21 protein-coding genes and 1 pseudogene are annotated in these 25,959 nt (G+C 46.6%); 3 read left to right on the top strand and 19 right to left on the bottom strand.

The window, feature by feature from the left end:
• Positions 1 to 170: 170 nt before the first annotated feature.
• The 6 genes from KJS65_RS02450 to adhE form a co-directional block, all read right to left on the bottom strand.
• Positions 171 to 959: a response regulator transcription factor gene (locus tag KJS65_RS02450; protein ID WP_306432950.1), complete on the bottom strand. Its 789-nt coding sequence runs from the start codon at positions 957 to 959 to the stop codon at positions 171 to 173.
• On the bottom strand, positions 949 to 2,784 hold the full coding sequence (locus tag KJS65_RS02445; RefSeq protein ID WP_213648417.1) for a cache domain-containing sensor histidine kinase: 1,836 nt from the start codon (positions 2,782 to 2,784) through the stop codon (positions 949 to 951). The genes KJS65_RS02450 and KJS65_RS02445 overlap by 11 nt, the downstream gene beginning before the upstream one ends.
• Positions 2,785 to 2,850: 66 nt before the next feature.
• Positions 2,851 to 4,230, bottom strand: a complete 1,380-nt coding sequence (locus tag KJS65_RS02440) for an extracellular solute-binding protein (protein WP_213648416.1) — start codon at positions 4,228 to 4,230, stop codon at positions 2,851 to 2,853.
• A gap of 257 nt (positions 4,231 to 4,487) precedes the next feature.
• On the bottom strand, positions 4,488 to 5,228 hold the full coding sequence (pflA, locus tag KJS65_RS02435) for a pyruvate formate-lyase-activating protein (RefSeq protein WP_213648415.1): 741 nt from the start codon (positions 5,226 to 5,228) through the stop codon (positions 4,488 to 4,490).
• A 60-nt stretch (positions 5,229 to 5,288) separates the two neighbouring features.
• Positions 5,289 to 7,550 carry a formate C-acetyltransferase gene (gene pflB / locus KJS65_RS02430; RefSeq protein WP_213648414.1) on the bottom strand — a complete coding sequence of 754 codons (2,262 nt, stop codon included), beginning with the start codon at positions 7,548 to 7,550 and terminating at the stop codon, positions 5,289 to 5,291.
• A gap of 280 nt (positions 7,551 to 7,830) precedes the next feature.
• Positions 7,831 to 10,449 (bottom strand): bifunctional acetaldehyde-CoA/alcohol dehydrogenase, encoded by a 2,619-nt coding sequence (gene adhE / locus KJS65_RS02425; RefSeq protein WP_213648413.1) that lies wholly within the window; start codon positions 10,447 to 10,449, stop codon positions 7,831 to 7,833.
• Positions 10,450 to 10,773: 324 nt separating this feature from the next.
• Here adhE and KJS65_RS02420 point away from each other — a divergent pair, with 324 nt between their 5' ends.
• The gene (locus KJS65_RS02420; protein ID WP_213648412.1) at positions 10,774 to 11,490 is read left to right on the top strand and encodes a Crp/Fnr family transcriptional regulator; all 717 of its coding nucleotides are present in this window, start codon (positions 10,774 to 10,776) and stop codon (positions 11,488 to 11,490) included.
• 41 nt (positions 11,491 to 11,531) lie between these two features.
• Here the strand turns inward: KJS65_RS02420 and KJS65_RS30190 are convergent.
• A pseudogene (locus KJS65_RS30190) lies at positions 11,532 to 11,618 on the bottom strand (KxYKxGKxW signal peptide domain-containing protein); the annotation flags it as partial.
• A 343-nt stretch (positions 11,619 to 11,961) separates the two neighbouring features.
• On the opposite strand from KJS65_RS30190, the gene KJS65_RS02415 reads away from it, so the two are divergent.
• A complete protein-coding gene (locus tag KJS65_RS02415; RefSeq protein WP_213648411.1) occupies positions 11,962 to 12,849 on the top strand; it encodes a hypothetical protein in 888 nt (295 codons plus the stop codon).
• A gap of 68 nt (positions 12,850 to 12,917) precedes the next feature.
• Here the strand turns inward: KJS65_RS02415 and KJS65_RS02410 are convergent, their stop codons facing one another.
• From KJS65_RS02410 to KJS65_RS02355, 12 genes are all read right to left on the bottom strand, one after another.
• Positions 12,918 to 13,949 carry a SepM family pheromone-processing serine protease gene (locus tag KJS65_RS02410; RefSeq protein ID WP_244864349.1) on the bottom strand — a complete coding sequence of 344 codons (1,032 nt, stop codon included), beginning with the start codon at positions 13,947 to 13,949 and terminating at the stop codon, positions 12,918 to 12,920.
• Positions 13,950 to 13,990: 41 nt separating this feature from the next.
• On the bottom strand, positions 13,991 to 14,467 hold the full coding sequence (gene infC / locus KJS65_RS02405) for a translation initiation factor IF-3 (protein WP_136606343.1): 477 nt from the start codon (positions 14,465 to 14,467) through the stop codon (positions 13,991 to 13,993).
• 144 nt (positions 14,468 to 14,611) lie between these two features.
• Complete coding sequence (gene nirD / locus KJS65_RS02400) at positions 14,612 to 14,968, bottom strand: nitrite reductase small subunit NirD (protein WP_213648410.1); 357 nt, start codon at positions 14,966 to 14,968, stop codon at positions 14,612 to 14,614.
• A 32-nt stretch (positions 14,969 to 15,000) separates the two neighbouring features.
• Positions 15,001 to 17,454, bottom strand: a complete 2,454-nt coding sequence (nirB, locus tag KJS65_RS02395) for a nitrite reductase large subunit NirB (protein ID WP_213650601.1) — start codon at positions 17,452 to 17,454, stop codon at positions 15,001 to 15,003.
• Between the two features lie 232 nt (positions 17,455 to 17,686).
• A complete protein-coding gene (locus tag KJS65_RS02390; protein ID WP_213648409.1) occupies positions 17,687 to 18,394 on the bottom strand; it encodes a hypothetical protein in 708 nt (235 codons plus the stop codon).
• 246 nt (positions 18,395 to 18,640) lie between these two features.
• Positions 18,641 to 19,357, bottom strand: a complete 717-nt coding sequence (locus KJS65_RS02385; protein ID WP_213648408.1) for a hypothetical protein — start codon at positions 19,355 to 19,357, stop codon at positions 18,641 to 18,643.
• A 207-nt stretch (positions 19,358 to 19,564) separates the two neighbouring features.
• Positions 19,565 to 19,888 carry a winged helix-turn-helix transcriptional regulator gene (locus KJS65_RS02380; RefSeq protein ID WP_136606348.1) on the bottom strand — a complete coding sequence of 108 codons (324 nt, stop codon included), beginning with the start codon at positions 19,886 to 19,888 and terminating at the stop codon, positions 19,565 to 19,567.
• A 169-nt stretch (positions 19,889 to 20,057) separates the two neighbouring features.
• Positions 20,058 to 20,789 (bottom strand): ThuA domain-containing protein, encoded by a 732-nt coding sequence (locus KJS65_RS02375; RefSeq protein ID WP_213648407.1) that lies wholly within the window; start codon positions 20,787 to 20,789, stop codon positions 20,058 to 20,060.
• Positions 20,790 to 20,801: 12 nt separating this feature from the next.
• Positions 20,802 to 21,770, bottom strand: coding sequence for a sugar phosphate isomerase/epimerase family protein (locus tag KJS65_RS02370; protein WP_213648406.1), 969 nt, complete (start codon positions 21,768 to 21,770; stop codon positions 20,802 to 20,804).
• Between the two features lie 140 nt (positions 21,771 to 21,910).
• Positions 21,911 to 23,002 (bottom strand): Gfo/Idh/MocA family protein, encoded by a 1,092-nt coding sequence (locus KJS65_RS02365; RefSeq protein WP_213648405.1) that lies wholly within the window; start codon positions 23,000 to 23,002, stop codon positions 21,911 to 21,913.
• Entirely contained in the window at positions 22,995 to 23,762 is a 768-nt protein-coding gene (locus tag KJS65_RS02360; RefSeq protein WP_213648404.1) for a sugar phosphate isomerase/epimerase family protein, read from the bottom strand. Before KJS65_RS02360 ends, KJS65_RS02365 begins: the two co-directional genes overlap by 8 nt.
• Before the next feature lie 94 nt (positions 23,763 to 23,856).
• Complete coding sequence (locus KJS65_RS02355; RefSeq protein WP_213648403.1) at positions 23,857 to 24,951, bottom strand: Gfo/Idh/MocA family protein; 1,095 nt, start codon at positions 24,949 to 24,951, stop codon at positions 23,857 to 23,859.
• A 170-nt stretch (positions 24,952 to 25,121) separates the two neighbouring features.
• On the opposite strand from KJS65_RS02355, the gene KJS65_RS02350 reads away from it, so the two are divergent.
• Positions 25,122 to 25,940 carry an AraC family transcriptional regulator gene (locus KJS65_RS02350; RefSeq protein ID WP_213648402.1) on the top strand — a complete coding sequence of 273 codons (819 nt, stop codon included), beginning with the start codon at positions 25,122 to 25,124 and terminating at the stop codon, positions 25,938 to 25,940.
• The last annotated feature ends 19 nt before the right edge of the window (positions 25,941 to 25,959 follow it).

Genomic DNA, 25,959 nt, shown 5'->3' with positions numbered 1-25,959 from the left:
ATATAAGTTCGGGATTTTGCAAAAAGCCATTCCAGCGTTTTCTGCAAAATCCTCACATAAAACCAGCTTCACAAAACCAGATCACTTAAATTAAAACGAAGTAAAGGTACGTCTTCACATGTGTAATGCCGTATGGGCCGAGATGAACGAAGAACAGACTTCAATCCATTTTATATAGCAGGGATGTTCCTAGCTTGGTCGCGGAATTCCGAAGGAGTCATGCCGGTATACCGCTGGAATACTTTTGTAAAGTACCGCCTTTCGTGATAGCCGATGCCAGAACCGATTTGGGTAATACTTTTTTCACTATGGACTAACAAGTATTTGGCGGCTTCAATACGCTTGGAGGTGACATATTCCACAAAGGTCATGCCCAGATGGTTCTTGAAAAGCAAACTGAAATAGCTGCAGCTGATTCCGAGATACCCCGCCAGTTCTTCGATACCGAGATCTTTGTCGAGTTTGTCCGCGATGTAACCAACGGCTTCACCCATCAGCTGCTGCGGATTTTTCCGGACAATTTGATCGTCCTCATTTTCCTGGATTCTGGATACGGTCTGCCGGAAAGGATCCTTAAGCCGGTTCTGTACAATCTGTTCACCAATAGCGCGGATATTATTTTCCAACTCTTTGTAATGTATTGGCTTGCAGATATAATCGCGGACTTTATACTTAATTCCGGCTTTTGCATATTCAAACTCCTGGTATCCCGTCAGCAAAATGATCTCAGCCATAGATCCTTTGTCCCTAAGCTGGCCGACCAAGGTCAAACCATCCATCACGGGCATCCGGATATCACATAAAATAATATCCGGATTATGGATTTCAAAAAGTCCCAACGCCTCCTGCCCGCTTCTGGCCGTAAGCACCTGCATATTCATTTCTTTCCAGGGAATGATGCTCTTCAGATTATTAAGTATCGGAGCCTCATCATCCACCAGCAGCACTTTAAGAATCATTCCAATCCCTCCATTCAGCATCAGGAATAACACACTGAATAATCGTTCCAGTCAGATGCGATGAACATATAAAAAGTCCATACTGCTCCCCGTAGTGAATTCTGATCCGGTCAGCCACGCTCCGTACACCCAAACCCCGTCTTTCCTCATAAAGATATCTGACCTGGTCTTTTCTGTCAGCCACATCTTCCTTGTCTGTCTTCATATATTGGAACTTCAGAAGCTGGTTCGGTTCCATGCCAATTCCGTTGTCTTGAACCTGCAAAATAATGCGTCCCTGATCCGCCCAGCAGGAAATATGAATATGCCCCGTGTATGCGATGCCTTCGAAACCGTGCTGAATGCAATTTTCCACGAGCGGTTGCAGCGTCAGCTTCAACACGCTCCGTCTCCTCAGCTCAGGCGGTATGTCGATTTCATAATCAAACAAGTCATCAAACCGGAATTTCTGTATTTCTAGGTAGCTCTGCAGATGTTCAATTTCCTGATCCAGGGGGATTTCCTCCTTGTCTTGAATGCTAATCCGTAAGATGCTACCCAGCCTATGCACCATTTCGCTGACCTTGACTCCTTCATTCTGAATAGCCAGTACATTAATGGATTCCAGTGTATTAAACAAGAAATGCGGTTTGATCTGGGCTTGAAGCACCCGAAGCTCGGCCTGGGTCTTCTGCTTCTGCTTGGTGTTGATCTGTTTGAACAGGCTGTTGATTTGATCCACCAGATCATTGAAGCCTTTGGCCAGAATATGAAGCTCATCTTTTCCGCGGTCCTCGACACGGACGTTGAAATCTCCGCCCTCCACCTTTCTCATGAAACGGACAATGACTGCGATGGATCCTGTAATCCGTCTCATGAACACCATATTGAAGGTGATCGCAGCGAGCAGGCACAGCAAAGTGATACCGATAAACCACTGGGCAAACACAAGGGTTTCCTTTGAAAGTGATTTCCAGGAGGTGACCGATACCAGATTCCATGAGTAATCCTTAAGATGATATATGGAAACAATGCTCTTCTCATCATGGAAATCTGTCTTGAAGCTTTGATATCCGCTTCCAAACTTCACCGGTTTTTTCATAACTGTGCTGAGCTGCTGTCCTTCAAATGCTTTATTCGGATCATAAAGAATTAGACCATCATCATTCACCAGCATAAATTCTGTAGATTGCATGCTTTGGGTTGGAGACAGGTTATGGAAGATCGATTCTATATCCCAGTTTTTGATTTGGACCACCAAAATACCGATATTTTTAAAATAGCTAAGCTCTTTGATCAACCGAATTTGTGTGAAAACCGGCTCAGTCCCCGTTAGTTCAGGATACTCATGCGGCGCAATCCATTTGGGCACACCGTTGAGATCCATTACCTCTTTGTATAACGGTTGTTTTTTGAAATCCTCAAAGGGCATGGTTGTGAAATTTTCCTTGGTGAAGATCGATACATTACTGTTTTTGCCTGATCCGTTCAGATTATAGAGGAAAGCATAGCTGATTGCCGGATGATTGTAGAGCAGACTCCGAAAGTTCCGCTGGCTGTTATTCAGACTCAGCTGTTCAGCATTCAAATCCTGCTTGGTAGGATCCTTGGCAGCAAGGGCCATGTGAAATACTGAAGTGGCAATTCCGTTGTCCGTGACATTATCCATCTGCTTCAGCACGGTACTGATGCTATAGCTTATCGCTTTTAGAGAATATTCCGTCTGACGGCTGTATTTTTCCTCAATAGAATGCGAAGAGACAATATAGGTGACAACACCCAATATGCAGAGAGGAACAATGATTAATACCACAAATGCCGTAAATAATTTGATGCGCAAATTCATAGGCACTCTTCCAATCTTTTTCCTGTAACGCCTGCTGCGGCATTTTCGATGTTTTTAGATTTTCACTTATTCTGCTAAAGCATTGGCTTCATTCTGTACTTTCTGCAGGGCTTCAGCCATTTTTTTCGGTGTCGTTTGATTGCTGATGAGCTTTTGAATTTGGACATTGCTGATTTCAGAGGTCACATCCGTTTGGATCAGGGAATCGAACGCCGCAAACTTTGTATGGGCATTTTCCAGCACATCCACGATCTCCTTCATCAGGGTATCGTTGAGGCTCGAAGCAAGTACCGAAACATCGAGATTCATGGCAGGCAGAACACCGTCTTCGACCAGTCCGCGGATTTGCATATCTTCATTGAACATATTTTTGATAAAGGATTTCACAGCTTCAAGCTTGCGCGGATCTTTGGCTACTGCAGCCGAAAAACCATAGCCGTTGTTGACATTGAACATCAGCGATGCTTGGTCACCGACACCTCCCTCCAAAGGTGGAAGATTGAAAAATCCGACCTTGCCGACCATGGCCGCACCAGACTCCCCTTTTTTGAATACGGAGGATTTCCATGTGCCGTCGTACATCAGTATGGCCGTGCCGTCCGTAAATTGGGTCGTATATTCGGGATATTCATAACCAAGCTCACCCTTTTTAAAATAGCCCTTATTCTCCCATTCCTGATGCTTCGCAAATGCCTTAATGACATTCGGATCCGTCCATTTAGCTTCGCCTGAAGCGAATTTGGCTGTAATATCCGGACCCGCATAACGCGACCACAGGTGATTGGTGAGCATCAATGGTACCCAGCCGTCTTTGGAAGCAGCGGCAATCGGCACTCTGCCGTCTGCCTTGATTTCGGCCAGCATTTGTTCAAGCTCGGCAAATGTGGTTGGCGGCTTCCAGCCTTTTTTATTGAAATACTCTTTATTATAGAAGAAGCCTTCAGCCGACCCGCCAATCGGAAGCCCATAAACCTCGCCTTCGTAAGTAAATGGTTCCAGAGAAGAGAATTTGTCCTTGATGCCAAGCTCTTCAATAATGGGTGTCAGATCCAGTAGTTTGCCTTCTTTGGCGTATATTTTGGAGTCCGGACTGCCAAACAGGTCAAATATATCCGGAGGATTACCTGCGGCCATCTCGCCGCGCAGCTTTTCTTTGCGGTTCACATCCGATTCAACGCCATCCAGTCTGAATGTCAATCCTTCCACTTCGCTTTCCACCTTTTTCACCACATCATTCAAAATGGCAAAGCGTTTTTCCTTATCTTTACCAATCTGGGTATGACGGAGTGTCAATTCAAAAGGTTCCGCTTTATGCGACTCTTCGTCTTTGGTTTTGGCAGTGGTGGATGCGTTTACATTTGTTTGTGTGTTTTCACAGGCTGACAACAGAAGTGAAGATACCATGCAAAACGACATCAAAAGAATCAAACTTCTCTTTATCTTCATTGTTGATCCCCCTCGAAACATCTTACAATTCTCATTATAAGAATGAGTATACACTATCGTTAGTGTAATAATCTGCTAATTAGGGGATAAAATCCTCTACTAATTTTCAAAAGAACGACATTCGGCATACACAGATCGAAGTGAATCTGCATCATAAAAATTGTTTTTTACAGCCAATGGCCGCTAGGGGCATCGGAGAATTTCCACATGAAAAAAGAACCCTTTTCCCGGCTGCGGAAAAGAGCTCTTTTTAAATCTTACGACACGGCAGCAGTCTGCTTTCGTCCCTCTTCTATTAAACGGTATGCCCGCTGTACTTCTTCTTCTGTGGGGCTCGGTACACCCTGTAACGGGTACTCTTTGCCAAGAGCCTCCCATTTGTAAATTCCCATTTGATGATAGGGCAGGATCTCGAATTTTTCCACACCTTTTAGGGTGCCGATAAATCTGCCCAGATTGATCAGATCTTCTTCCTGGTCGTGAATACCAGGAACGTACACATGCCGGATCCACATTTTACGACCATGATCCGATAACCACTGCGCGGTACGAAGCGTACGCTCGTTGGACTTGCCCGTCAGCTTAATATGCTTCTCATCATCGATATGCTTAATATCCAGCAGCACGAGATCTGTCACTTCAAGCAGCTGATGTATCCGCTCCGCCTCGTTAAAGCCGTTGCTGTCGAGCGTGGTATGCAGATTCCAGCGGTTCTTCACTTCCTTAAATAACTCCGCTACAAAATGCGATTGTAACGTGGGTTCCCCACCGGAAACCGTTAGCCCGCCTCCCGAGGAACGGTAATAGTTCAAATAAGGCTCAATTTCGGCTAAAGCATCCTCGACCGTCATCTCTTTGCCCTCATTCAGTGCCCAGGTATCCGGGTTATGGCAGTACTCGCATTTCAGCAAGCAGCCTTGCATAAAAAGGACAAAGCGGATGCCCGGTCCGTCTACTGTTCCAAAGGTCTCCATGGAATGGATATGTCCCTTGATCATATGAAGTCACCCTTTCCGCATCCGCTTCTCTTTAAAATTTAGTATATAAACATCCAGTCATTACATCGAACCGTGGAATGTACGGTTGATGACATCCAGCTGCTGTTCCCGTGTCAGCTTCACAAAGTTAACGGCATAACCCGATACACGGATGGTCAGCTGCGGATAATTTTCCGGATGATCCATCGCATCAATCAGCTGTTCGCGGTCAAAGACGTTGACGTTCAGATGATGCGCCTTGCTTCCGAAATACCCATCCAGCATGGCAACCAGATTCGATTTACGAACCTCCGGTTCCTTGCCGAGAGCTTTAGGCACGATCGAGAAAGTATTCGAAATGCCGTCAAGACTATCCTCATAAGGAAGTTTGGCAACCGAACTGAGGGAAGCGAGCGCTCCCTTCTTGTCACGTCCATGCATTGGGTTGGCGCCAGGGGCAAACGGTTCTCCCGCTTTGCGTCCATCCGGTGTTGTCCCTGTCTTTTTGCCGTACACCACATTAGACGTAATGGTCAGAACCGATTGGGTCGGCATGGCGTTACGGTACGCTTTGTGCTTACGGATCATGCTCATGAAGGTCTCTACCAATTCAACGGCTATGCTGTCTACGCGGTCATCATTGTTTCCGTAGCAAGGATATTCACCTTCGATTTCAAAGTCGACCGCTATACCCTTTTCGTTACGCACTGGTTTTACCTTGGCGAATTTGATGGCACTCAGCGAGTCGGCTGCTACCGACAAGCCGGCGATGCCGCAGGCCATCGTGCGCAGAATATCACGGTCATGGAGCGCCATTTCAATACGTTCGTAGGAATATTTATCATGCATAAAATGAATGACATTCAGTGTGTTCATGTACAGCTTGGCGAGCCATTCCATCATTGGTTTAAAGCGTTTGATGACCTCATCGTATTCCAGCACTTCAGCTGTAATGGTCGGATATTCCGGACCAACCTGATCACCGGACTTCTCATCAATACCACCGTTAATGGCATACAGTAAGCACTTGGCCAGATTCGCGCGGGCACCGAAGAACTGCATCTGCTTACCGATACGCATCGCGGATACACAGCAGGCAATACCATAATCGTCGCCATAGATCGGACGCATCAGGTCATCATTCTCATATTGAATCGAGCTGGTCTCGATCGATACCTTCGAGCAGTATTTTTTGAAACCTTCAGGCAGTTGTTCGGACCAAAGCACGGTCAAGTTTGGTTCCGGCGCAGGTCCCAGGTTATACAGGGTGTGCAGGAAACGGAAGCTGTTCTTCGTCACACGGGTTTGGCCGTTCGAAGACATGCCGCCGATCGATTCAGTAACCCAGGTTGGGTCACCACTAAATAGTTCATTATAATCAGGCGTACGCAGGAATTTTACAATTCTGAGCTTCATAACAAAATGGTCTACAAGCTCCTGCGCCTGATCTTCCGAAAGTACGCCTTCCGCCAAATCCCGTTCAATATAGATATCGAGGAACGAGGAAACGCGTCCAAGCGACATAGCCGCACCGTTCTGTTCCTTAATAGCTGCTAAATAACCGAAGTAAAGCCATTGGAAGGCCTCTTTGGCATTTTGCGCCGGCTTGGAAATATCATATCCATGCATGGCAGCCATTTGCTTCAGCTCGCCAAGAGCACGAATTTGTTCAGATAATTCCTCACGCAGTCGAATCACATCTTCATCGATGACATCGACTTCCAGCTCCATAAGCTCCTGCTTTTTCTCTTTTATCAGAAAATCTACTCCATAAAGAGATACGCGGCGGTAATCGCCAATAATCCGGCCGCGGCCGTATGCATCGGGAAGACCCGTGATAATGCCTGCCTTACGAGCAGCTCGCATATCTGTTGTATATGCATCAAACACACCTTGGTTGTGCGTTTTGCGGATATCCGTAAATGTCTTAATCATTTCTTCGGGAAGTTCAAAGCCATACGCCTTGCAAGCATCAATCATCATGCGGATTCCGCCGAAAGGTTGAATGGAACGCTTGAATGGGGCATCGGTTTGTACGCCGACGATCTGCTCTTTGTCCTTGTCGAGGTACCCCGGCTGATGAGAAACAATCGTCGAAACCGTGTTCACGTCAACATCAAGCACACCGCCGTTATCCCGTTCTTTTTTGGTAAGATCAGAAACGATCTTCCAAAGCTCGGTCGTGTTATTCGTAGGACCCGCCAGAAACTCTTCATTGCCTTCGTATGGATTGATGTTGCTTTCAATAAAGTCATTCACATTTACTGCCTTCGTCCATTTTCCCTTCTTAAAACCTTTCCAGCCCGATTGCATGTTTTGAACATCTTTTTCTAGCACCGACATCTGAATCCCTCCATCTTTTTATTTAATAGAGACCATGAGCTTGAAGGAAATCTCACATCTCCTGAACCCGCATGAATCCGCTGTTAGGACTAAAGTATTGTGACTATTTTCACAAATATCGCTTTATTTATGCCTAATGCCCTGCGCCTTTATGCAGCTTCCGCTTCATATGCGATGTTCTTTTTACAAGTTCAGTTTACTGGTTTTTTCTGAAAATGACTGTGACAAATATCACTTTGCGCGTGATACTTGTCACAGTTCCCATCATTTTCTGTCCATGTTAATTCTCGAAGCGACCGTAGAAGGCATCCCGATATACTTCTGCCAGTTCTGTTACAAGCGGAAGCTTAGGATTGGCCGTCGTGCACTGATCTTCGAATGCGCGATCCGCCAAATAATCGACGCGTGCTTCAAAATCCTTGGCATCGAAGCCCAGCTCCTGGAACGATTCCTCGATTCCCAGCGTTTTATTCATCTTGCGGATCGCCAGAATGAGGCTATTCACGCCTTCTTCTGTTGTGCGGGCTGGCAGACCCAAAATACGGGCGATTTCAGCATAACGTTCATCGGCGATAAAATGCGAGTATTTAGGGAACGAAGCGAACTTCGTTGGTTTCTTCGCATTATAACGGATGACATGCGGCATCAGAATGGCATTGGTGCGGCCATGTGCTGTGTGATACTCCCCGCCCCACTTATGCGCAAGACTGTGATTGATGCCCAGGAACGCGTTGGCGAAAGCCATGCCTGCCAGCGTCGAGGCATTATGCATTTTCTCACGTGCTAAATGATCTCCTGTCAATGCCGATTGCTCCAGATATTGGAACACCAGCTGGATCGCTTTGATTGCGAGCCCATCCGTGTAATCGCTGGCCATAACCGAAACGTAAGCTTCAATCGCATGTGTCAATACATCCATACCGGTATCGGCGACTGCGGTTTTCGGCAAAGTGAATACGAATTCCGGATCCACAATCGCCACATCCGGCGTTAACTCGTAATCCGCAAGTGGATACTTCGTATTACCCTGGTTTTTGTCCGTGATAACAGCGAACGAAGTAACTTCCGAGCCTGTGCCCGATGTTGTTGGAATCGCGACAAATTTCGCTTTTTGTCCAAGACGCGGATATTTGTAGATCCGTTTGCGGATGTCCATGAATTTCTGCTTCAGGCTCTCAAAATCAGTATCCGGATATTCATAGAACAGCCACATCGCTTTCGCGGCATCCATCGGCGAGCCGCCACCAAGCGCGATAATGCAGTCCGGCTGGAACCGGTTCATCATTTCTGTACCCCGGTCTACCGTAGTTGTCGAAGGATCAGGCTCTACATCCGAGAAGACTTCAATGACAACCGGTGTTTGGCGCTGGCGCAGATAATGTTCTACTCTTTCCACATAACCAAGTTTGACCATAACGGCATCCGTAATGATTGCCACGCGGCTGATATCCGGCATTTTAGCCAGATACTGAGTCGAGCCTTTTTCAAAATAAATCTTATCCGGTACCTTGAACCACTGCATATTCACTGTACGACGAGCCACCCTTTTCACATTAATGAGATTGACTGCGGTCACGTTAGACGACGTCGAATTCCGGCCATATGATCCACAGCCAAGCGTCAGCGACGGCAGGTTCGTATTGTAGATATCCCCAATGGCGCCGTGAGTCGATGGCGAATTGACAATAATACGGCCCGTTTGCAGCCGATCCGCGAATTTCAAAATAACTTCCTCATTATGCGAGTGGATGACCGACGAATGTCCCATTCCGCCGAAGGCTACGACCTCAGCTGCCCGCTCGATGCCTTCTGCAGCATTCTTCACCTTGTAGCAGGCCAGTACCGGACTCAGCTTCTCAGCCGACAACGGGTACTTCATGCCTACGCCTTCGATTTCAGCGACCAGTATTTTTGTTCCGGCCGGTACGCTAAAGCCGCTCATTTCCGCGATCTTGACAGCCGATTGGCCGACAATCGCCGGATTGACAGCGCATTTTTCCACGTTAATAGCTCCAGCTGTCAGTTTGGCTGCCTCATCCTTATTCACAAAGTAGCAGCCGTTAGCGATCATTTTCTTTTTAACCTGGTCAAAAATCGGCTCCTCGATGATTACGGCCTGTTCCGAAGCGCAAATCATACCGTTATCGAAAGACTTGGACAAGATCAGATCCGTTACCGCCTGGTTGATATCCGCCGATTTTTCGATGAAGCAAGGGACATTGCCAGGTCCAACGCCAAGAGCCGGTTTGCCGCAGCTGTATGCAGCGCGCACCATGCCTGAACCACCGGTTGCCAATATGAGGGCGACATCCGGATGATTCATCAAAGCATTGGTTTTTTCCATGTTCGGCTCATCAATCCACTGGATGCAGTCTGCCGGGGCTCCATGCTTCACGGCTGCCTCGAGCAATGTTTTAGCCGCTTCTCTGCTGCATTGCTGGGCTGAAGGATGGAAGCCGAAAATAATAGGATTACGTGTTTTAATAGAGATAAGTGCTTTAAACATCGTCGTTGATGTCGGATTCGTTACGGGTGTAATCCCCATAATAATGCCGACCGGCTCCGCTATTTTCTGATAGCTTTCATATGGATTGTCTTCAATGACACCAACGGTCTTTTCATACTTAATACTGTGGTAAATATACTCCGTCGAGAACATGTTCTTGGTGATTTTATCTTCGTAGATGCCTCTTCCTGTCTCTTCGACCGCGAGTTTTGCCAGATACATATGCTTGTCGAGTCCTGCCAAGGCCATTGCCTGAACGATGTCATCGATTTGCTCCTGGGTCATGCTCATAAATTTTTCCTGGGCCTTGTTTGCCTTGTTGATCAGGGTCTGGATGTACTCTTCGGCTGATTGCTGTTTTGTATTGGCAACAATATCATTTTTTACAGCCATATCTCTCATCCTCTCAGGTAAATTTTGGTTTTATCTCTCTCTCGACTTGATCATAACATAATCATGAAAAGATTTAAAGTGAAAACTTTCACAATGTTTGAGGGTTTTTAACATTAGTTTTCAAAGCGCTTTCATTACCGATTCACTGCTTTGTATGGTGTTATGTAAAAATCTGAATATAGAAATTCATCCAAAAGTGAAATTTATCACAATGTCGGAATTTCGACACTTTTAAGGGCTATTCTCCCCCCAAAAACAGATTTTTTCAGGTTATAATTAGTTTAAAATTTACTGAAAATTGAAGATACAAAGGGGATAACGAGTATGAGCAACCAACTGAATGTTATCGAAGCCCGTGGGAATACAAGCTGCTTTACAGAACAAAACATGGATCGTCTAATGGTCATTATGAAAGAACGCATCGTGCCTGAAGGCTCGCATCTGTTCTGGGAAGGTGATTTTTCCGATAAGCTGTTTTATGTCAAACGCGGTCGCATCAAATTGACCAAATCGACGGATGAAGGTAAAGAGCTGATTCTATATATGTATCAATCGGGTGACATGGTTGGTCAAGCGGATCCTTTTTTCAGCAGCAAGCACAGCTTTACAGCGGAAGTACTCGAGGAAAGTGAAATTGGGGTTATTGATCAAAAGGATTTGGAGATGCTGATCTGCCAGCACTGTGATTTCGCGATCGATTTTATGAAATGGATGGGCATACACCACCGCCTGACTCAAACCAAATTCCGTGATCTGATGATGTACGGGAAACCTGGTGCGCTCTGCTCGACTCTAATCCGACTCGGCAATACGTATGGTGAAAAACATGGGGATACGATCCTTATTCATAAAAAGATTACCCATACGGACCTCTCGAACATGATCGGAGCAACCCGCGAAAGCGTAAACCGTATGCTCAGCGATCTCCGCAAAAAGGATGCTGTGGAATACGAGAATGGTATGATTGTTATTAAAGATCTTGGAATGCTCCAGGATATATGCCATTGTGAAATGTGTCCAAATGAAATCTGCCGGATCTAGTTGCTTGTTCATTGATCCCTTCCGGCTTAAATATACGTCTGTTAAAAGACTTCCGTAACCGGTGCATGGTTCTGCGGGAGTTTTTTTGTGCGCAAAAAGACCCAAACTTTCCCTGATTTGAATAATTTTCAATCATTTCCTCTTCCTCCCCCTCAATATACCTATTAATGTCACAAAAATGACCTTATTCCTCAATTTAAGGACTTAAGTCCTATGAAACTTACGGATAAAAGAACCGAAAATTAAGTTATAACCCGTTCCCAAGTCTCATTTGATTGCGCAGTTCTTCCTATACATCAAATTAAGGAACTGAGCACTGCCCGATATAAGGAGGTTAGGCTTCTACCCGATAAGAACTACATACATCCAAACTTGTCGCTTAAGGTCAAAGGTCTGAAGTCTAATTCCCCCAATGTAAAAGGGCATAATGAATCATACGTCTGTACAGATCATTTAAGGAGTGTAAACCATATGGCAGCAAAATTTTTAAACCGCTTATGTTTGATCACCGTTTTCTGCAGTGTTATTTTGTCCGGAACCGGACTGTTTTCTCCTCAAGAGGCTAAAGCCCAAGGTTATTATCAGAAGGCTACATGGCTGTGGAATACCGAACGGATTCGGAAAAATCCGCAGGAGGTTTTATCGTTTCTGAGTCAGAATCAGGTCAATCTGGTTTATTTGCAGATTAATATCGATATTCCGGTATCTTATTATAAAAGCTTTATCAAAGAATCCAATGAGCTCGGAATCCATGTTGAAGCACTGAATGGTGCCCCGCTCTGGGGTCTTGAATCCGAACGCTACAAAATTACAAACTTCCTGAGCTGGATTCAGGCTTATCAAAATGGCGCCGCTGCTGCAGAGAAATTCAGCGGTATTCATGTGGACATTGAGCCTCATGTCCTATCCCAATGGAAGATAGACCAAGAGGGTGTCATCCGCCAGTGGCAGAGCAACGTCTTGTATCTGAGATCGGAAGCCGAAAAGCTAAACCTTCCGCTCGCAGCTGATATTCCATTCTGGCTAGGTAATTACACCACTGCAGACGGCACAACGTCACTGAGCCGGTTTATGATCAGCCAATATGATTCTGTCACCATCATGTCGTACCGTGACACAGCCTCGGCTATTAACAGCATCGCAAAAAAAGAGCTTGAGGATGCCACTGCTCTTGGCAAACAAGCCTTTGCCGCTGTCGAAACCAAACCCAGCAATGAAGGCGACTTTCTCACGTTTTATGAAGAAGGGGCAGCCTATATGAACGAGCAGCTCATTGCGCTTCATGAACTTGCCAAAGTAAATCCGTCTTATGCCGGTATTGCAATCCATGATTTTGACGGCTGGAAAGATCTCAAATAATTTATTTATTATAAAAGGGGTGCCCAGGTCATTAGACCGGAGGGCACCCCTTTTTATGAGCAAAGATATTATGATTTCGGCTGAAGCTGCTTTAAATAATGAAGTGCTTCCTGACTATGTCGAACCGGCACGATCCGGATAGAATAATTTCTTTTCTTGGCTTCATCCATGATATCTTTTGCGTTAGTGTCACCCGGCTGCACATCAGCTGGGCAGAAGAAGATGTCCACCTTGCCTTCATGAGCTGCTACGATTTTATCGCGAATGCCTCCGATCTGGCCGACATTCCCTTCCTGGTCAATAGTACCGGTACCTGCTATCTGGTAGCCTTTCGTCAGATCCTCCGGTAGAACCTGGTTTAATATCTCCAGAGAGAACATCAATCCAGCGGAAGGTCCGCCTATGTCATGGGTATTGATTTTAACCTGACGCGGTGGATGGATATCGAATTCATCTTCCGGCTGGATGCCAAGGCCCACCTTCCCTTGGTCATTGATGACAGTCAGTTCGAACGATTGTACCTGCCGTTGCCCTTCATGCAAATACACCATATTCACCGTTTCACCCGCTTTTTTCGCACTCAAATAGGCGATTACATCAGCTGATTTCTTCATCTCTTTTCCATCGATCTCCGTAATAACATCTCCTACGGATATTTTGCCCTTGGCCTTGGAAACCGGAAGAACATTAGTGACGAAAACACCTTTGTTCTGCACAGGAACGACTTCTCCTGCAGCACGCAGACCTGCAATAACGGCATTTTGCTGGGAAGAGGTCATCATATGTCTGAGCAAGAAATCATATTCATCCTCGGAAAGATTGCCGCTGACGCTCTGTTCCTTGCGAATCTGCGTATTCGGTGCAAACCAGCCGTAGATGAGGTAGTACAGATGAGAAGTTTTAATGGTTGAAACGGTAGTTAGATAAAAATTCCCCTGCTCCGATTTATGCCCGTTCTCAACGGTGATAACCGGAGAAAGCGGCTCCACATCACCTGGCTGGTACAAATAATACGGCATGGGAATCATCAGGACGACCAACAAAACCACGGCGATCCCTGCGCTCCATATATACTTTTTCGTTTTTTTAGTTGAGCTCACGTTTAAACGAATCCTTCCTAAGCTATGATGGAATAGGTTATTTATTTGTCCGGATTGAGCTGTACTGCGGCCTGCTTGCCGCTGAGCTGAACTCCTGTGGTTTTGCGTCCCACATGGCTCAAATCCTTCATCAAACGCTCCAGCAGCTCTTTGGCAACCGCCCCCTCTTTGCCTTTGATACGCACCACTAGAAGAACCGCGTCACCGGATTCCAGAATTTTCTCTGCCTGCCGCTGTTTTGTGTCATAGTCATGCTCCTCAATCTGGGGAGTCAGGCGAATTTCCTTGACTTTCATCTGGCGCTCTGAGGCTTTGGCCTGCTGTTTTTCTCTCTTCGCCTCTCCCGCCCCAATCAGCTTGCACGGAGGCGGACTGCTCATCAGAGACATGCATACCAGATCAACCTTCAGCTTCTTTGCCATGGCAAGTGCCTCAGAGATCGGTACTATACCAAGATCTTCTCCATTCAACCCGGTAAGAGCGACTTCTGCCGCTTTGATTTTTTCATTCATTATCATTTGCATACACTCCTGTCCATCCATATTTTACAACGGACAGGTGGTTGTTGAACATACCATATCATGGGTAGATATTAAAAAAGCTTGCATCCGTCGAATCGGATGCAAGCTTATGTTCAATGATGCGCACAGGTACAGCGGCAATTACAGTGATGTCCCGATGCCCTGCTCATGCCCGCTGCTCATGCCTATGCTTACCGTACCTTCTTCAATGAGCACCTGATGCGTTCGAACCTCGCCATGATCCGGCGCTTGTACAAATCCATCCCGCAAATCGATTTTCCAGTCATAAAGCGGATCATAGACAAAATGCCCGGAGACCATTCCCTCCGCGAGCGGTCCTCCTTTAGGATGGGGGCTGCGGTTGTCTAACGCGTACAATTCTCCACTGGTGGTACGAAACACAGCAATTTCATGCCCCTCAATTTGCACTGCACGACCCATTTGCACATAATAATCTTCCAAGCTTCCTGCCGGATAGTATTTCACCGTTTTATTCATGCTGCTCTCTCCTCCTTCCCATACAAAAGCTTTTATACTTCAAGCTTGTTGTGCGGAGCATCCCCATTTACCTCTCCATACATCACCCGCCGTGTTGCGTTTTCTCTCAGCACTTGGCTCCATGGCTCTTCGACCTGTTGAAGCGCAAAATTATTACGCTCGAGGAGCTGCATACGCTGCTCTTCATCCTCCAGTACAGCTGCTTGAATCGCTTCAAGACCCATCCGTTCCACCCATTCCGATGTTCTTTCCAGATATTTGCCTGTTTCACGGTACAGCTGAATGACCGCTCCGCAGATGTCTACCAGCTCCTGGTCGGTTTTCACTTTGCAGAACGAGTCTGCAATTCGAGGTTTAATGCCTCCATTGCCACCAACAAAGATCTCCCAGCCGCCATCATTGCCTACGATGCCAATATCCTTGGTACAGGATTCTGCGCAGTTGCGCGGACAGCCATTTACCGCCATTTTAAACTTTGCCGGAAAATCCAGCCGTTCAAACTTGCGCTCCAATAAAGCTCCCATTGCCATCGAATCCTGCGTGCCAAACCGGCAGAACTGAGATCCTACGCATGTTTTGACAGTGCGGAGTGATTTGGCATACGCGTACCCCGAGGGCATATCAAGCTCTTCCCATACCTTGGGCAAATCCTCCTTTTTGACCCCGATCAAGTCCAGCCGCTGTCCTCCCGTAACTTTTACTACCTTCACATCATATTTCAGCGATACGTCAGCGATTCGTTTTAGATCCTCAGGCGTAGTCACTCCCCCGTACATTCGCGGAACCACCGTATATGTGCCGTCCTTTTGAATATTTGCATGCAGCCGTTCATTTACAAAACGCGATGCCTTCTCATCCTCATGCTCGGCCGGATAGACCATCCCAAGGTAATAATTAAGGGCAGGACGGCATTTCGAACAGCCCTCCGGATGGCTCCATTCCAGAACATTCATAACCTCACGTATCGTTTTCAAACCTTTCCCGCGGATTTCAGCAACGATTTCGTCACGGCTAAGCTTGGTGCAGCCGCATATTCCCTGCTTGCTTTCCGTTTGAAAACCATCTCCAAGCACATACTGCAGGATCTGCTCAACTACAGGCTTACAACCGCCGCATGAACGGGTAGCACCTGTGCATGCCTTGATTTCTTCCACAGTCGTCAGACCTTGTTCCGTGATAGCTTCCACGATCATTTGCTTGGTTACCCCGTTACAGCCGCATACAATTTCTTCACTGGCCATCGTTTCAACGGAGAGGCTCTTTTTCGCACCGCTGCTTCCACAGCAGCCCCCTCCCATGATCTCGTTATAAATGTCGTCTGTCATCAAAGCATGCTCTTTGACCAGCTTTTGCAGTGGAGCTGCTTCCGTCACATCACCAAACAGTACCGCACCTGCTATTTTTCCATCCTGCAGCAGAATTTTTTTGTACGTATGCTTCCAGTCGTTTTGCGCTGCGATAACAGTGTGCATTGGCCCCTCAATAAATTCACCGGCAGAAAATACATCAACACCGGAAATTTTCAGCTTGGTGGATACGACGGAGCCCTCATAAGGCTGCGTTGCCACTCCGCAAATATGTTTGGCCAGCACGTTGCCCTGTTCAAACAATGGAGCCACGAGACCATAACATATGCCGCGATGCTCATTGCATTCGCCCACCGCGTAGACATGATGCATGGAGGTTCTCATGAAATCATCCACGATAATCCCTCTATTGACAGCAATACCGCTGACCTTCGCTACGCCTGTATTGGGTTTAATCCCTGCTGCCATCACCACAAAATCACAAGCTAGCTCCGTACCATCACTAAAACGCAGCCCTTCTACCCGCTTGCCGCCAATCAGCTCTGTGGTCTTTTTCCCCATGGCAAACCCGATTCCTTGACGCTCCAACTCATCCTTCAGCATCAAAGCCGCTTGATGATCAAGCTGCCGCTCCATGAGATCCTCCATCAGATGGACGACTGTAACCTGCATGCCGAGACTGACAAGACCCTTAGCAGCCTCCAGCCCTAGCAGTCCACCACCAATAACAGCGGCACTGTGATAGCTTCGTGCAGCTTCAATCATTTGATTGCAGTCTTCAATATTTCTAAAACCTACCACACCCTGCTTGTCACAGCCTGGAATCGGCAGGATTAGGGGATTCGAACCCGTAGCAATGATGACCTTGTCGTAAGGCACAGATGCCCCGTCCTCGGTAATGACCCGTCTTGTTTCACTATCGATCCTTGCCACGGTCGTGTCTGTATACAATTTGATTCCATGATCTTCATACCAGTTCAGGTCGTTCAGAATAATATCATTGATGGTTTTACTGCCCTCCAGAACATAGGAAAGCATAATCCGATTGTAATTGGGATGAGGCTCACTGCCAAACACCGTAATGTCATATGAACCGCTGAGCTTTAATATCTGCTCTACCGTACTTATTCCAGCCATCCCGTTTCCGATGACTATCAATTTCTCCCTGTCCGCTTTCATCATAAAAGCCTCCTTCCAATGTTGCAGCAGCAATCAGCCATTAATTTATGATCGTTTTCAAGTTCTGCGCTAAATACTTTTTTTGGATATCTTCATTATAGAGGATTGTTAAAATTTAAAATGTGATTTGATTCACATTAATTGTGAATAATTTCACTTATTTTGTCATACATTTATTATTTATTAATTGATTTTTTTCAATCCGTCCGTGATTCATATGTATTTTCAACAGCTAGGACCTGTCCAATCGGATTTCCACCTCGTCCTGAGGTGTTAGCTTCATATCAAGACCATTCTCAACGAGCTCCTTGCTGTTCACTTTAATCACCCATTTTTCAATGGACTTTGGACTATAACCTTTCACGGTATCGATAAACCGCTTATTCATGGACAGCTTGATGAAATCCGTGCTTAGCAGCATATCGCGTACGCTTTGATTTTCAACGTAAGGAAGAATATACGTGTGCGATATTCCCGGCTGGATTGATCCCCCGTTCAGTTTAAGAACTGTGAACTGCAGATTGTTATCTGATTTTCTCTGTTCCGTAGGCTCAATCGAAATACCGATCTCATCATTATCCTTAAGAACCGTATCCAGCTTGTCCTTTCCGAGCTTTTTCTTATTAAGCTCCAGGCCCCATACGAATGCAGGTGAAAGCGACACCTGGCTGATCGAGCGGATGGCTCCGTCGTCTGCAAAGGTCACAATCCCGCTGTTTTGCAAGCCTTCATGAATCGTTTCGCCCTGCTGCAAATATTTTTCAAGATCCCGGATAATTTCTGGAGAGAAAAAATCATCCTTTTCGGAAATCAATATCGTAGAGACGTCGCCGGCATAGACCTTTGCTGTAGCCTCCTTGGATTTATCATTGTTGCAGCCTGCAAGGATGAGCGAAACTGCTATGATGAAAACGATTGCCCTTTTTATTCCTTTCTCCACCCTAACACCACCTTCAGTTATTCATTCCACGCTTCTGTCCGGTATGAAAAACGTCTACCGACATCTATCGACCGCAGACAGACCGATTTTTAGCTGAAGTATCTCATCAGATCAGGAATCCATATATATCGCATATTACTTATCCTAAAATTCTAAAAAAAAATAGAGTTCTCACCCTGAGATCTCTATTTTACCATAGTAGGACAAGGTTTTTCGACAGGAAGGCATGGGTTTTGACGAAAAATATCAATTAATGAGCGCCTGCATAAATGTTCTGCTGCCATCTGTGTTTTTGAGATAGGGTCCGAGCCCCAAAAAGTGACCTCGGTCCACATAAACTCCCGTCATCCAGGTACCCTCAAGCACCTCGCCATCCAAGTGTACGAGCAGTGGTGGAGCCGATATAAATTCTTGAAAAACGGGAATACGCATATCATGCTTTTTGAAGGGTTTACCTGACTGTTGAAAAGGGATTTCGCTGACATACGTAGGAACGAAGTACGTGGAGATGACTTCCATCTCCTCTTCATCATAGAAGGGGGAATCTCCCAAAAAGGGGTGGAACAGTGCAATTTCTTCAAACTGTGACCAGATCAGAACTTGTAAAAGCATACTTTGAAACCTGCCGTTATGGAATATATATTCCCGTTTATCGGGCACTTCCTTCTCCGTGGCAGGTGTGAGACTCTCCACGTAATGTCGTTCACAACCTATACACTTCCAGCCTGACGGGCTTTGAATCCATTTTTGAAAAACGGGACTGCTGTTTTCTCCGCCTGCAGAAAGCGACTCCTGAGTGGGCCTCTGAACGGCCCATGACTTCCACATCGATTCCGGCAAATTACGCATTAGCATCGTGATCGCTTTATCGTAAATATCACGCACTTTGATAGAAGCGCTTTCAAGTTCATTAACATCCTCTTTGCCATACCTGATTCCCTGGGAAAGTACTCTTTTTCTCATCGTCGTCCGCCTCCTTAAGCGCCGAAAAGGCAGTTTTTTACCAATTATACTACAGAACCCGCGGTAAGGTGCAAGTCTCTGCCTAAATTTAGCAAAAAAATCCAAATGGTAATCTATCTTCACCCTCATTCCTTACCTTTACATTAAACAAAAACCTTCCTTGCAAATACAAGGAAGGTCTGTCATTACAGTTGGTTTTTCAGTTGACTACTCAAGGTCAACCCAATGCTCCGCCCAGTTTTGAACCTGGTCCATAACGGGCTGCAGTGCTTTGCCTTTTTCCGTCAATTCGTATTCAATCCGGACTGGTGTTTCAGGATAGACATGGCGTACCAAAATACCTTCGGTTTCCAAATCCTTCATACGCTCGGAAAGCATCTTATCGCTCATGGTAGGTATGATATGGGATATATCCTTAAACCGTTTCGGTCCGGTCATCAACGAGTAAATAATCAATCCATTCCAACGTTTACCGAGAACGGAAAAAGCAGTTTCAAACCGCGGACACATACTGAAATCCTGACTGTTCATGATCTTCACCTCTTTACGGGATCCATGTAAACAGTTACGTCTCATGAAAGCTTACATTAAGTTAGTTTGTTTCATTTTACCACATTTCATGCTAAAAGAAAACTCATCTGCAAGTGAATCCGCGTAAATAGCAAAAAGCGGCAGCATGGACTGCTACCGCTTTACCTGCTTATGCCATGGGTACTTTACCCAATGCTCTTACCGGCTGCATATTGCCAAACTGCAATGCGTTACCCGAGGCTGGATTAGCCCATTTGACACCATTCGAAATGACTTTGATAATTTCAGGCTGATAATAGGTTGGGTATGTCTCATGTCCCGGACGGAAATAAAAGATTTTTCCCCGTCCGCGGCGGAACGTACAACCGCTTCTGAATACCTCGCCGCCTTCAAAGTTACTGATAAATACCAGCTCATCCGGTGTTGGAATATCGAAATATTCTCCATACATCTCTTCATGCTCCAGGATGATTTTCGCGTCAATTCCCTCAGCAATCGGATGGGAAGGATTCACATTCCATAAAATTTCCTGTTCTCCCACCTCACGCCACTTCAGATCGCATGATGTTCCCATCAAAGCTTTAAACGGCTTGGAGAAATGTCCCGAATGCAGGACGATAAGCCCCATACCTTCCTGTACGCGCTTGACCACCCGGGCAGTAATTTCATCACTAACACGGTCATGCGCCATATGTCCCCACCAGATCAGAACATCGGTGGTATTCAGAACTTCCTCTGTCAATCCGTGCTCCAGCTGATCCAGCGTTGCAGTCGTGATAGCATAGCCGCTGCCTTGAAGACCTTCGGCCAATACCGAATGAATGCCTTCCGGATAAACAGCCTTTACTTCATCATGAATCTTCTCATGGACAAATTCGTTCCAGATCGTTACGTTAATCATTAATGTATCCCCCTAGACCCACCACATGTCGCCAAGCGACTCCTCGATGAGTACTTGCTGTAAGTTAGCTACGGCTTTCGAGAAGCCTTCTTCAATAGACATCAGACCGTCTTCATGCTCAATGCTGACCGCATAATCATATCCAACCAGACGCAGCGCACTAATAATATCAGCCCAAGTTTTCACATCATGGCCGTAGCCAACGCTGCGGAACTGCCATGCGCGATCCAGCATGTTGGTGTAAGGCTGCATATCTGTAAGACCATAACGGTTCACGTTGATCGGATCGATCACAGTATCCTTGGCGTGGAAATGGTGAATCGCTCCTGCACGGCCCAAAATGTGAATCGCCTGTACCGGATCAATGCCCTGCCACCACATGTGGCTTGGATCCAGGTTGGCGCCGATGGTTTCCCCTGCTGCTTCGCGCAGGCGTAGCAGCGTTGCCGGCGTGTGCACCGAAAAGCCGCCATGCAGCTCAAGTCCGATTTTCACATGATGCTCTGCCGCGAATTTAGCCTGTTCCGTCCAGTATGGAATAACTTTGTTTTCCCACTGCCAAGCCAAAATCTCCTGGTAATCATTCGGCCACGGAGCAACCGGCCAGTTTGGATACTTCGCATTCTCATGATCTCCCGGGCAGCCGGAGAAGGTGTTAACCACCTCTACACCCAGCTTCTCCGCAAGCTTAACGGTATTCACAAAATCTTCGTGATCCGCTTGTGCCAGATGCTTCTGCGGGTGGAGCGGGTTGCCGTGGCAGCTGAGGGCGCTGATCATCAAACCGCGGGATTCCACCGCATGTTTAAATTCTTTCAGCTTTGCTTCGTTTTCCAGTAGTTCAGCAGGATTACAGTGAGCCTTGCCGGGATTGCCTCCCGTACCGATTTCTACAGCCTTTAAACCTTTGGAAGCCACATAATCCAGTGCATCCTCCAGCTTGCGTTCACCAAACAATACCATAAATACGCCGAGTTTCAACGAAAATTCCTCCTTAGCCTTGATTCATTTAATAGTAGATACTTTCAAGCTACGGTCGCTTTGAAATCCGAATCCCCATACAGCCTTGACTGCATGGGGAAAGGAAGTGGATGATTCCATGATTAACTTATTCGAAAATACTATTCAAAATAAACAGCTTTACCGGTTTTGGCAGACTCATAAATGGCCTCCAAAATTTGTGTTACCACAAATGCCTGCTCTGGTTTGACAACAGGCTCTTTGTCTTCGAGGATGGCATCCAGCCACAATCTTTGCTCCAGATCGGCTTCATTTTCAGCTGCGCCAGAGTAGAATGCAACACCGCCCGCATTGAGGTCAATATTTGTATCATACAAACGGCTTAATTTTTCACCGTTAATACGCAGTCCGTCTTTCATATCTGCGCCACCTTCGGTACCTGCGAGAATGGTTTTGGCTTCGCCGGTTTCCACGACATTCAATGCCCAGCTGGATTCCAGGATAATCGTTGCCCCGTTCTCCATCGTGATGAAACCAAATGCGGAATCTTCCACTTTGAACTGCTCCGGATCCCAAGGTCCGAATGCATTCGCGGCGTTTTCACGGTGTCCAAGCTTATGGAATGTGGAACCAAGCACGCTCTTCGGCTTGTAGTTGTCCATCAGCCAGAGAGTCAAGTCCAGTGCATGCGTACCGATATCGATAAGCGGGCCTCCGCCTTGTTTTTCTTCATCCAAAAACACGCCCCAAGTTGGAACCGCACGGCGGCGGATTGCCAAAGCCTTGCCGAGATAAATATCTCCGAGCTCTCCGGCTTCGCAAAGCTGTTTCAGATATTGGCTGTCATTACGGTAGCGGTTTTGATAACCGATGGTAAGCTTTTTACCTGTACGTTTCGCAGCATCTATCATTTCTTGTGCTTGGGCAGCAGTTTTGGCCATTGGCTTCTCGCACATTACATGCTTGCCGGCTTCCAACGAGGCCACCGAGATTTCCGAGTGAGAGTCATTCGGTGTGCATACATGGATAACATCAATACTATCATCCTTGAGCAGTTCGTGGAAATCCGTGTATACTTTAGCACCTTCTGCCCCGAATTCCTCAGCAGCTTTTTCAGCGCGTTCCTTTACAATATCACAGAAAGCCACCATTTGAGCATTCGGTTGCTTGGCCAGACTTGGCATATGCTTACCATTAGCGATTCCTCCGCAGCCAATGATTGCAATTTTCAATGTTTGATTCGTATTAGACATTTACAGGTCCTCCATTTTGGGCGTAATTTTTAATCCATTCCATACTTTTTGCAATGCTTTCAAGCGGTGGATTCTGGCAGAAATCCTGCTCTACAACAATCCATTCGACTCCTGCTTTGTCCGCAGCTTCAGCAACGGCTTTCAAATCGACTTCGCCTTCACCAAGCTCTACCGTTAATGGTGAACCGTCCTCTTGTCTGCGCACATCCTTCCAATGAACAATTGGAAGACGTCCAGCGTAGGCTTCGATATACTCAGCAGGACTGTATCCTGCGAAGTGAGTCCAGCAAGTATCCAGCTCAACCTTGAGCAGATCCGCAGGAACGGCATCATACATAGAGTCAAACACCGTTTTGTCCCCGATCTTTTCGGTGAATTCGAAATCATGGTTATGGTACAGCAGCGTTGCCTGCTGCTCTTTGCAGCGTTCACCAATCGTCTTGAGATTTGAGAACACCTCGTCCCATTTGCGCTGGTCATCGCCCAAATAAGGAACAATCAGATTGGTATTGCCGATTTCTTTATTGTAGGCGATTTCCTCATCAAGGGCGTTCAACATGCGGTCATACGCAGTATGCGTTCCAAGGGCAACTAGACCGTTTTGATCCAGTAATGCCTTGACCTCAGCTGCGGGACGTCCGAAGAAGGTGTGAAATTCCACGCCCTGATATCCAAGTTCTGCTACTTTCTTCAAAGTACCCTCAAAATCCTGCTCCATTTGATCACGAACGGTGTACAATTGCAAACCCAATTTCAACATGTTTGCCACACTCCTGTTTTTTGGATTGATGAAGATCAGTTTATTTCAGTAGATCTAGGATTTTTCCAAGGAAAAATCCCTATATAGGATGGAGTTATACGAGTTCGCTTGTCTTAAGCTGTGTGTCATATTCGTACTTACTCTCCAAAACCACATGTCGGCCCTCCAGAGAAGAGGTTTGAAATGCGTACATGGCTTCAAGCACATGGTATGCGAGTGCACCGTCAGCCCGGTGGCTGCGGCCTTCCAGAATGGATTTGGCCATATCGTTGACGCCGAGGCCGCGTTCATTCTGTCCACAATCGAACATCGATGTCAGTGTCTCGATCTCATCCGATCCGGTCCGGCGAAGCTTCACTTCTCCATTAAAAAAATTCGGATCTGGTAAAGTCAGCGTGCCTGCGGTTCCATATATTTCGATCCACGGCAACGTGGCACCACCTTGAATGTCAAAGCTCATAATCATGGTGGCAATGGCTCCATGCTCGAAATCAATCGTGCCTGCCAAATGTGTAGGTGTTTTCACCGGAATCTGCTGCCCCGCTTTCGGTCCCGCGCCAATGATTCGCGTTGGAATCTGTGCTCCGACCGATGCGGTGACACGATCAATCGAGCCCATCAGCTCCACAAGCGCCGTCAAATAGTACGGTCCCATATCGAGCATCGGTCCTCCGCCCGGCGCATAAAAAAACTCCGGGTCTGGATGCCAGCCCTCCGGCCCTCCGCCCATCATAAAGGCGGTTGCTGCAACCGGCTTCCCAATCATACCGGCTTCTATGGCTGCTTTGGCCGTCTGGATCCCTGATCCGAGAAAAGTGTCCGGTGCACTGCCGACTCGCAGATTTTTGCTTTTGGCTAACTCCAGTACATGTTTCCCATCCGCAAGCGAAGTTGCCAGCGGCTTTTCGGCATATACATGTTTTCCAGCTTCAAGTGCTGCTATATCAATGGCTGCATGGCTGCCCGGAATTGTTAAGTTGATAACCAGCTCAATTTCCGGATCCGCCAGCAGTTCATTCACACTGAATGCGTTTGCAATCGCAAACTCTGCTGCCCGCGCCGCAGCACGCTCCTGCACCATGTCTGCACAGGCCACCACTTCCACGGTATCGCTCTTTTTTAAATTTTCCAAATAAATCGCACTGATATTTCCACAACCGATAATACCAGCCTTCATTTTGGTTTTCATGCAGTCACTCCCCCGTGATGTAGAAGGTGGAATCAACAATCTAGTACCCATGGTATTCCGAATTCATTTATATTAAAATGAATAATATGATTAAAACATGAACAATCTGGTCATTATTTTTCAAAGAGCCGGATTTTACTTACATTCACCATTGTAAAAGGAGTCATTTCATGTCCACGCAAGATACAGTACACATTTATACAGCAGGATTCTCGTTTCACCACAAACCCTTTTACATGACCGAAATGAACGGTGTCAATAACTATCTGATGCGCCTCCAGACAGATGGAAGATGCCGGGCGCGTGTCGGCGGCGAGCTGGTACAGATTGAGGCAGGAGACCTGCTCATTTTTTCGCCGGATGAGCCCTATGAGTTGAAGATTGAAGAGGAACTTAACGCCCAGAACGAGCTTTCGGTTGAAAGCGGCGATTATCATATCTTTTTTGGCGGGGCCTGGATTGATGAGTGGTGGACCAGTCAGAAACGCCCTACAAGAATCAAAGTACCCTTGAACGAAACCATCCTTGGCCTCTTCCGGCAGATTGTGCTGGAGCAGCGCAAGATATCCAATCCATTTCCCGAAATATCGGGGTATTACATGCGCATTTTATGTCTGGAGACGGACCGCTTGCTGCGGGAGCATCCATCCACAACCCCAAGGACATACCTTGCATACCGGATCAAGCATTACATTGAAGAGCATGCATCCGTATCCTTCAAACTCGAGGATGTTGCTGCCTATGTTGGAATCAGCGTTTCACGTGCCGTCCATCTGTTTAAGGACGCCTTCGGCACAAGCATTATGCAGTACACGCTGGATGTCCGGCTTGAGATGGCGCGTGAACGGATCATTTTCAGCCCGATGTCCCTTGAAAATATCGCCGAAACCTCGGGCTTTGCCAATTATACGTATTTTCACCGCGTGTTCCGATCCCGCTTCGGAAAATCTCCCAAGGAATTCCGCATCGCAAACAGGGAGCAGATATAGTAGGGCACCTGACCCGTTG

This window comes from Paenibacillus sp. J23TS9, assembly GCF_018403225.1.
Classification (GTDB): domain Bacteria; phylum Bacillota; class Bacilli; order Paenibacillales; family Paenibacillaceae; genus Paenibacillus_AQ.
This window is presented reverse-complemented; position numbering and strand designations above follow the sequence as displayed.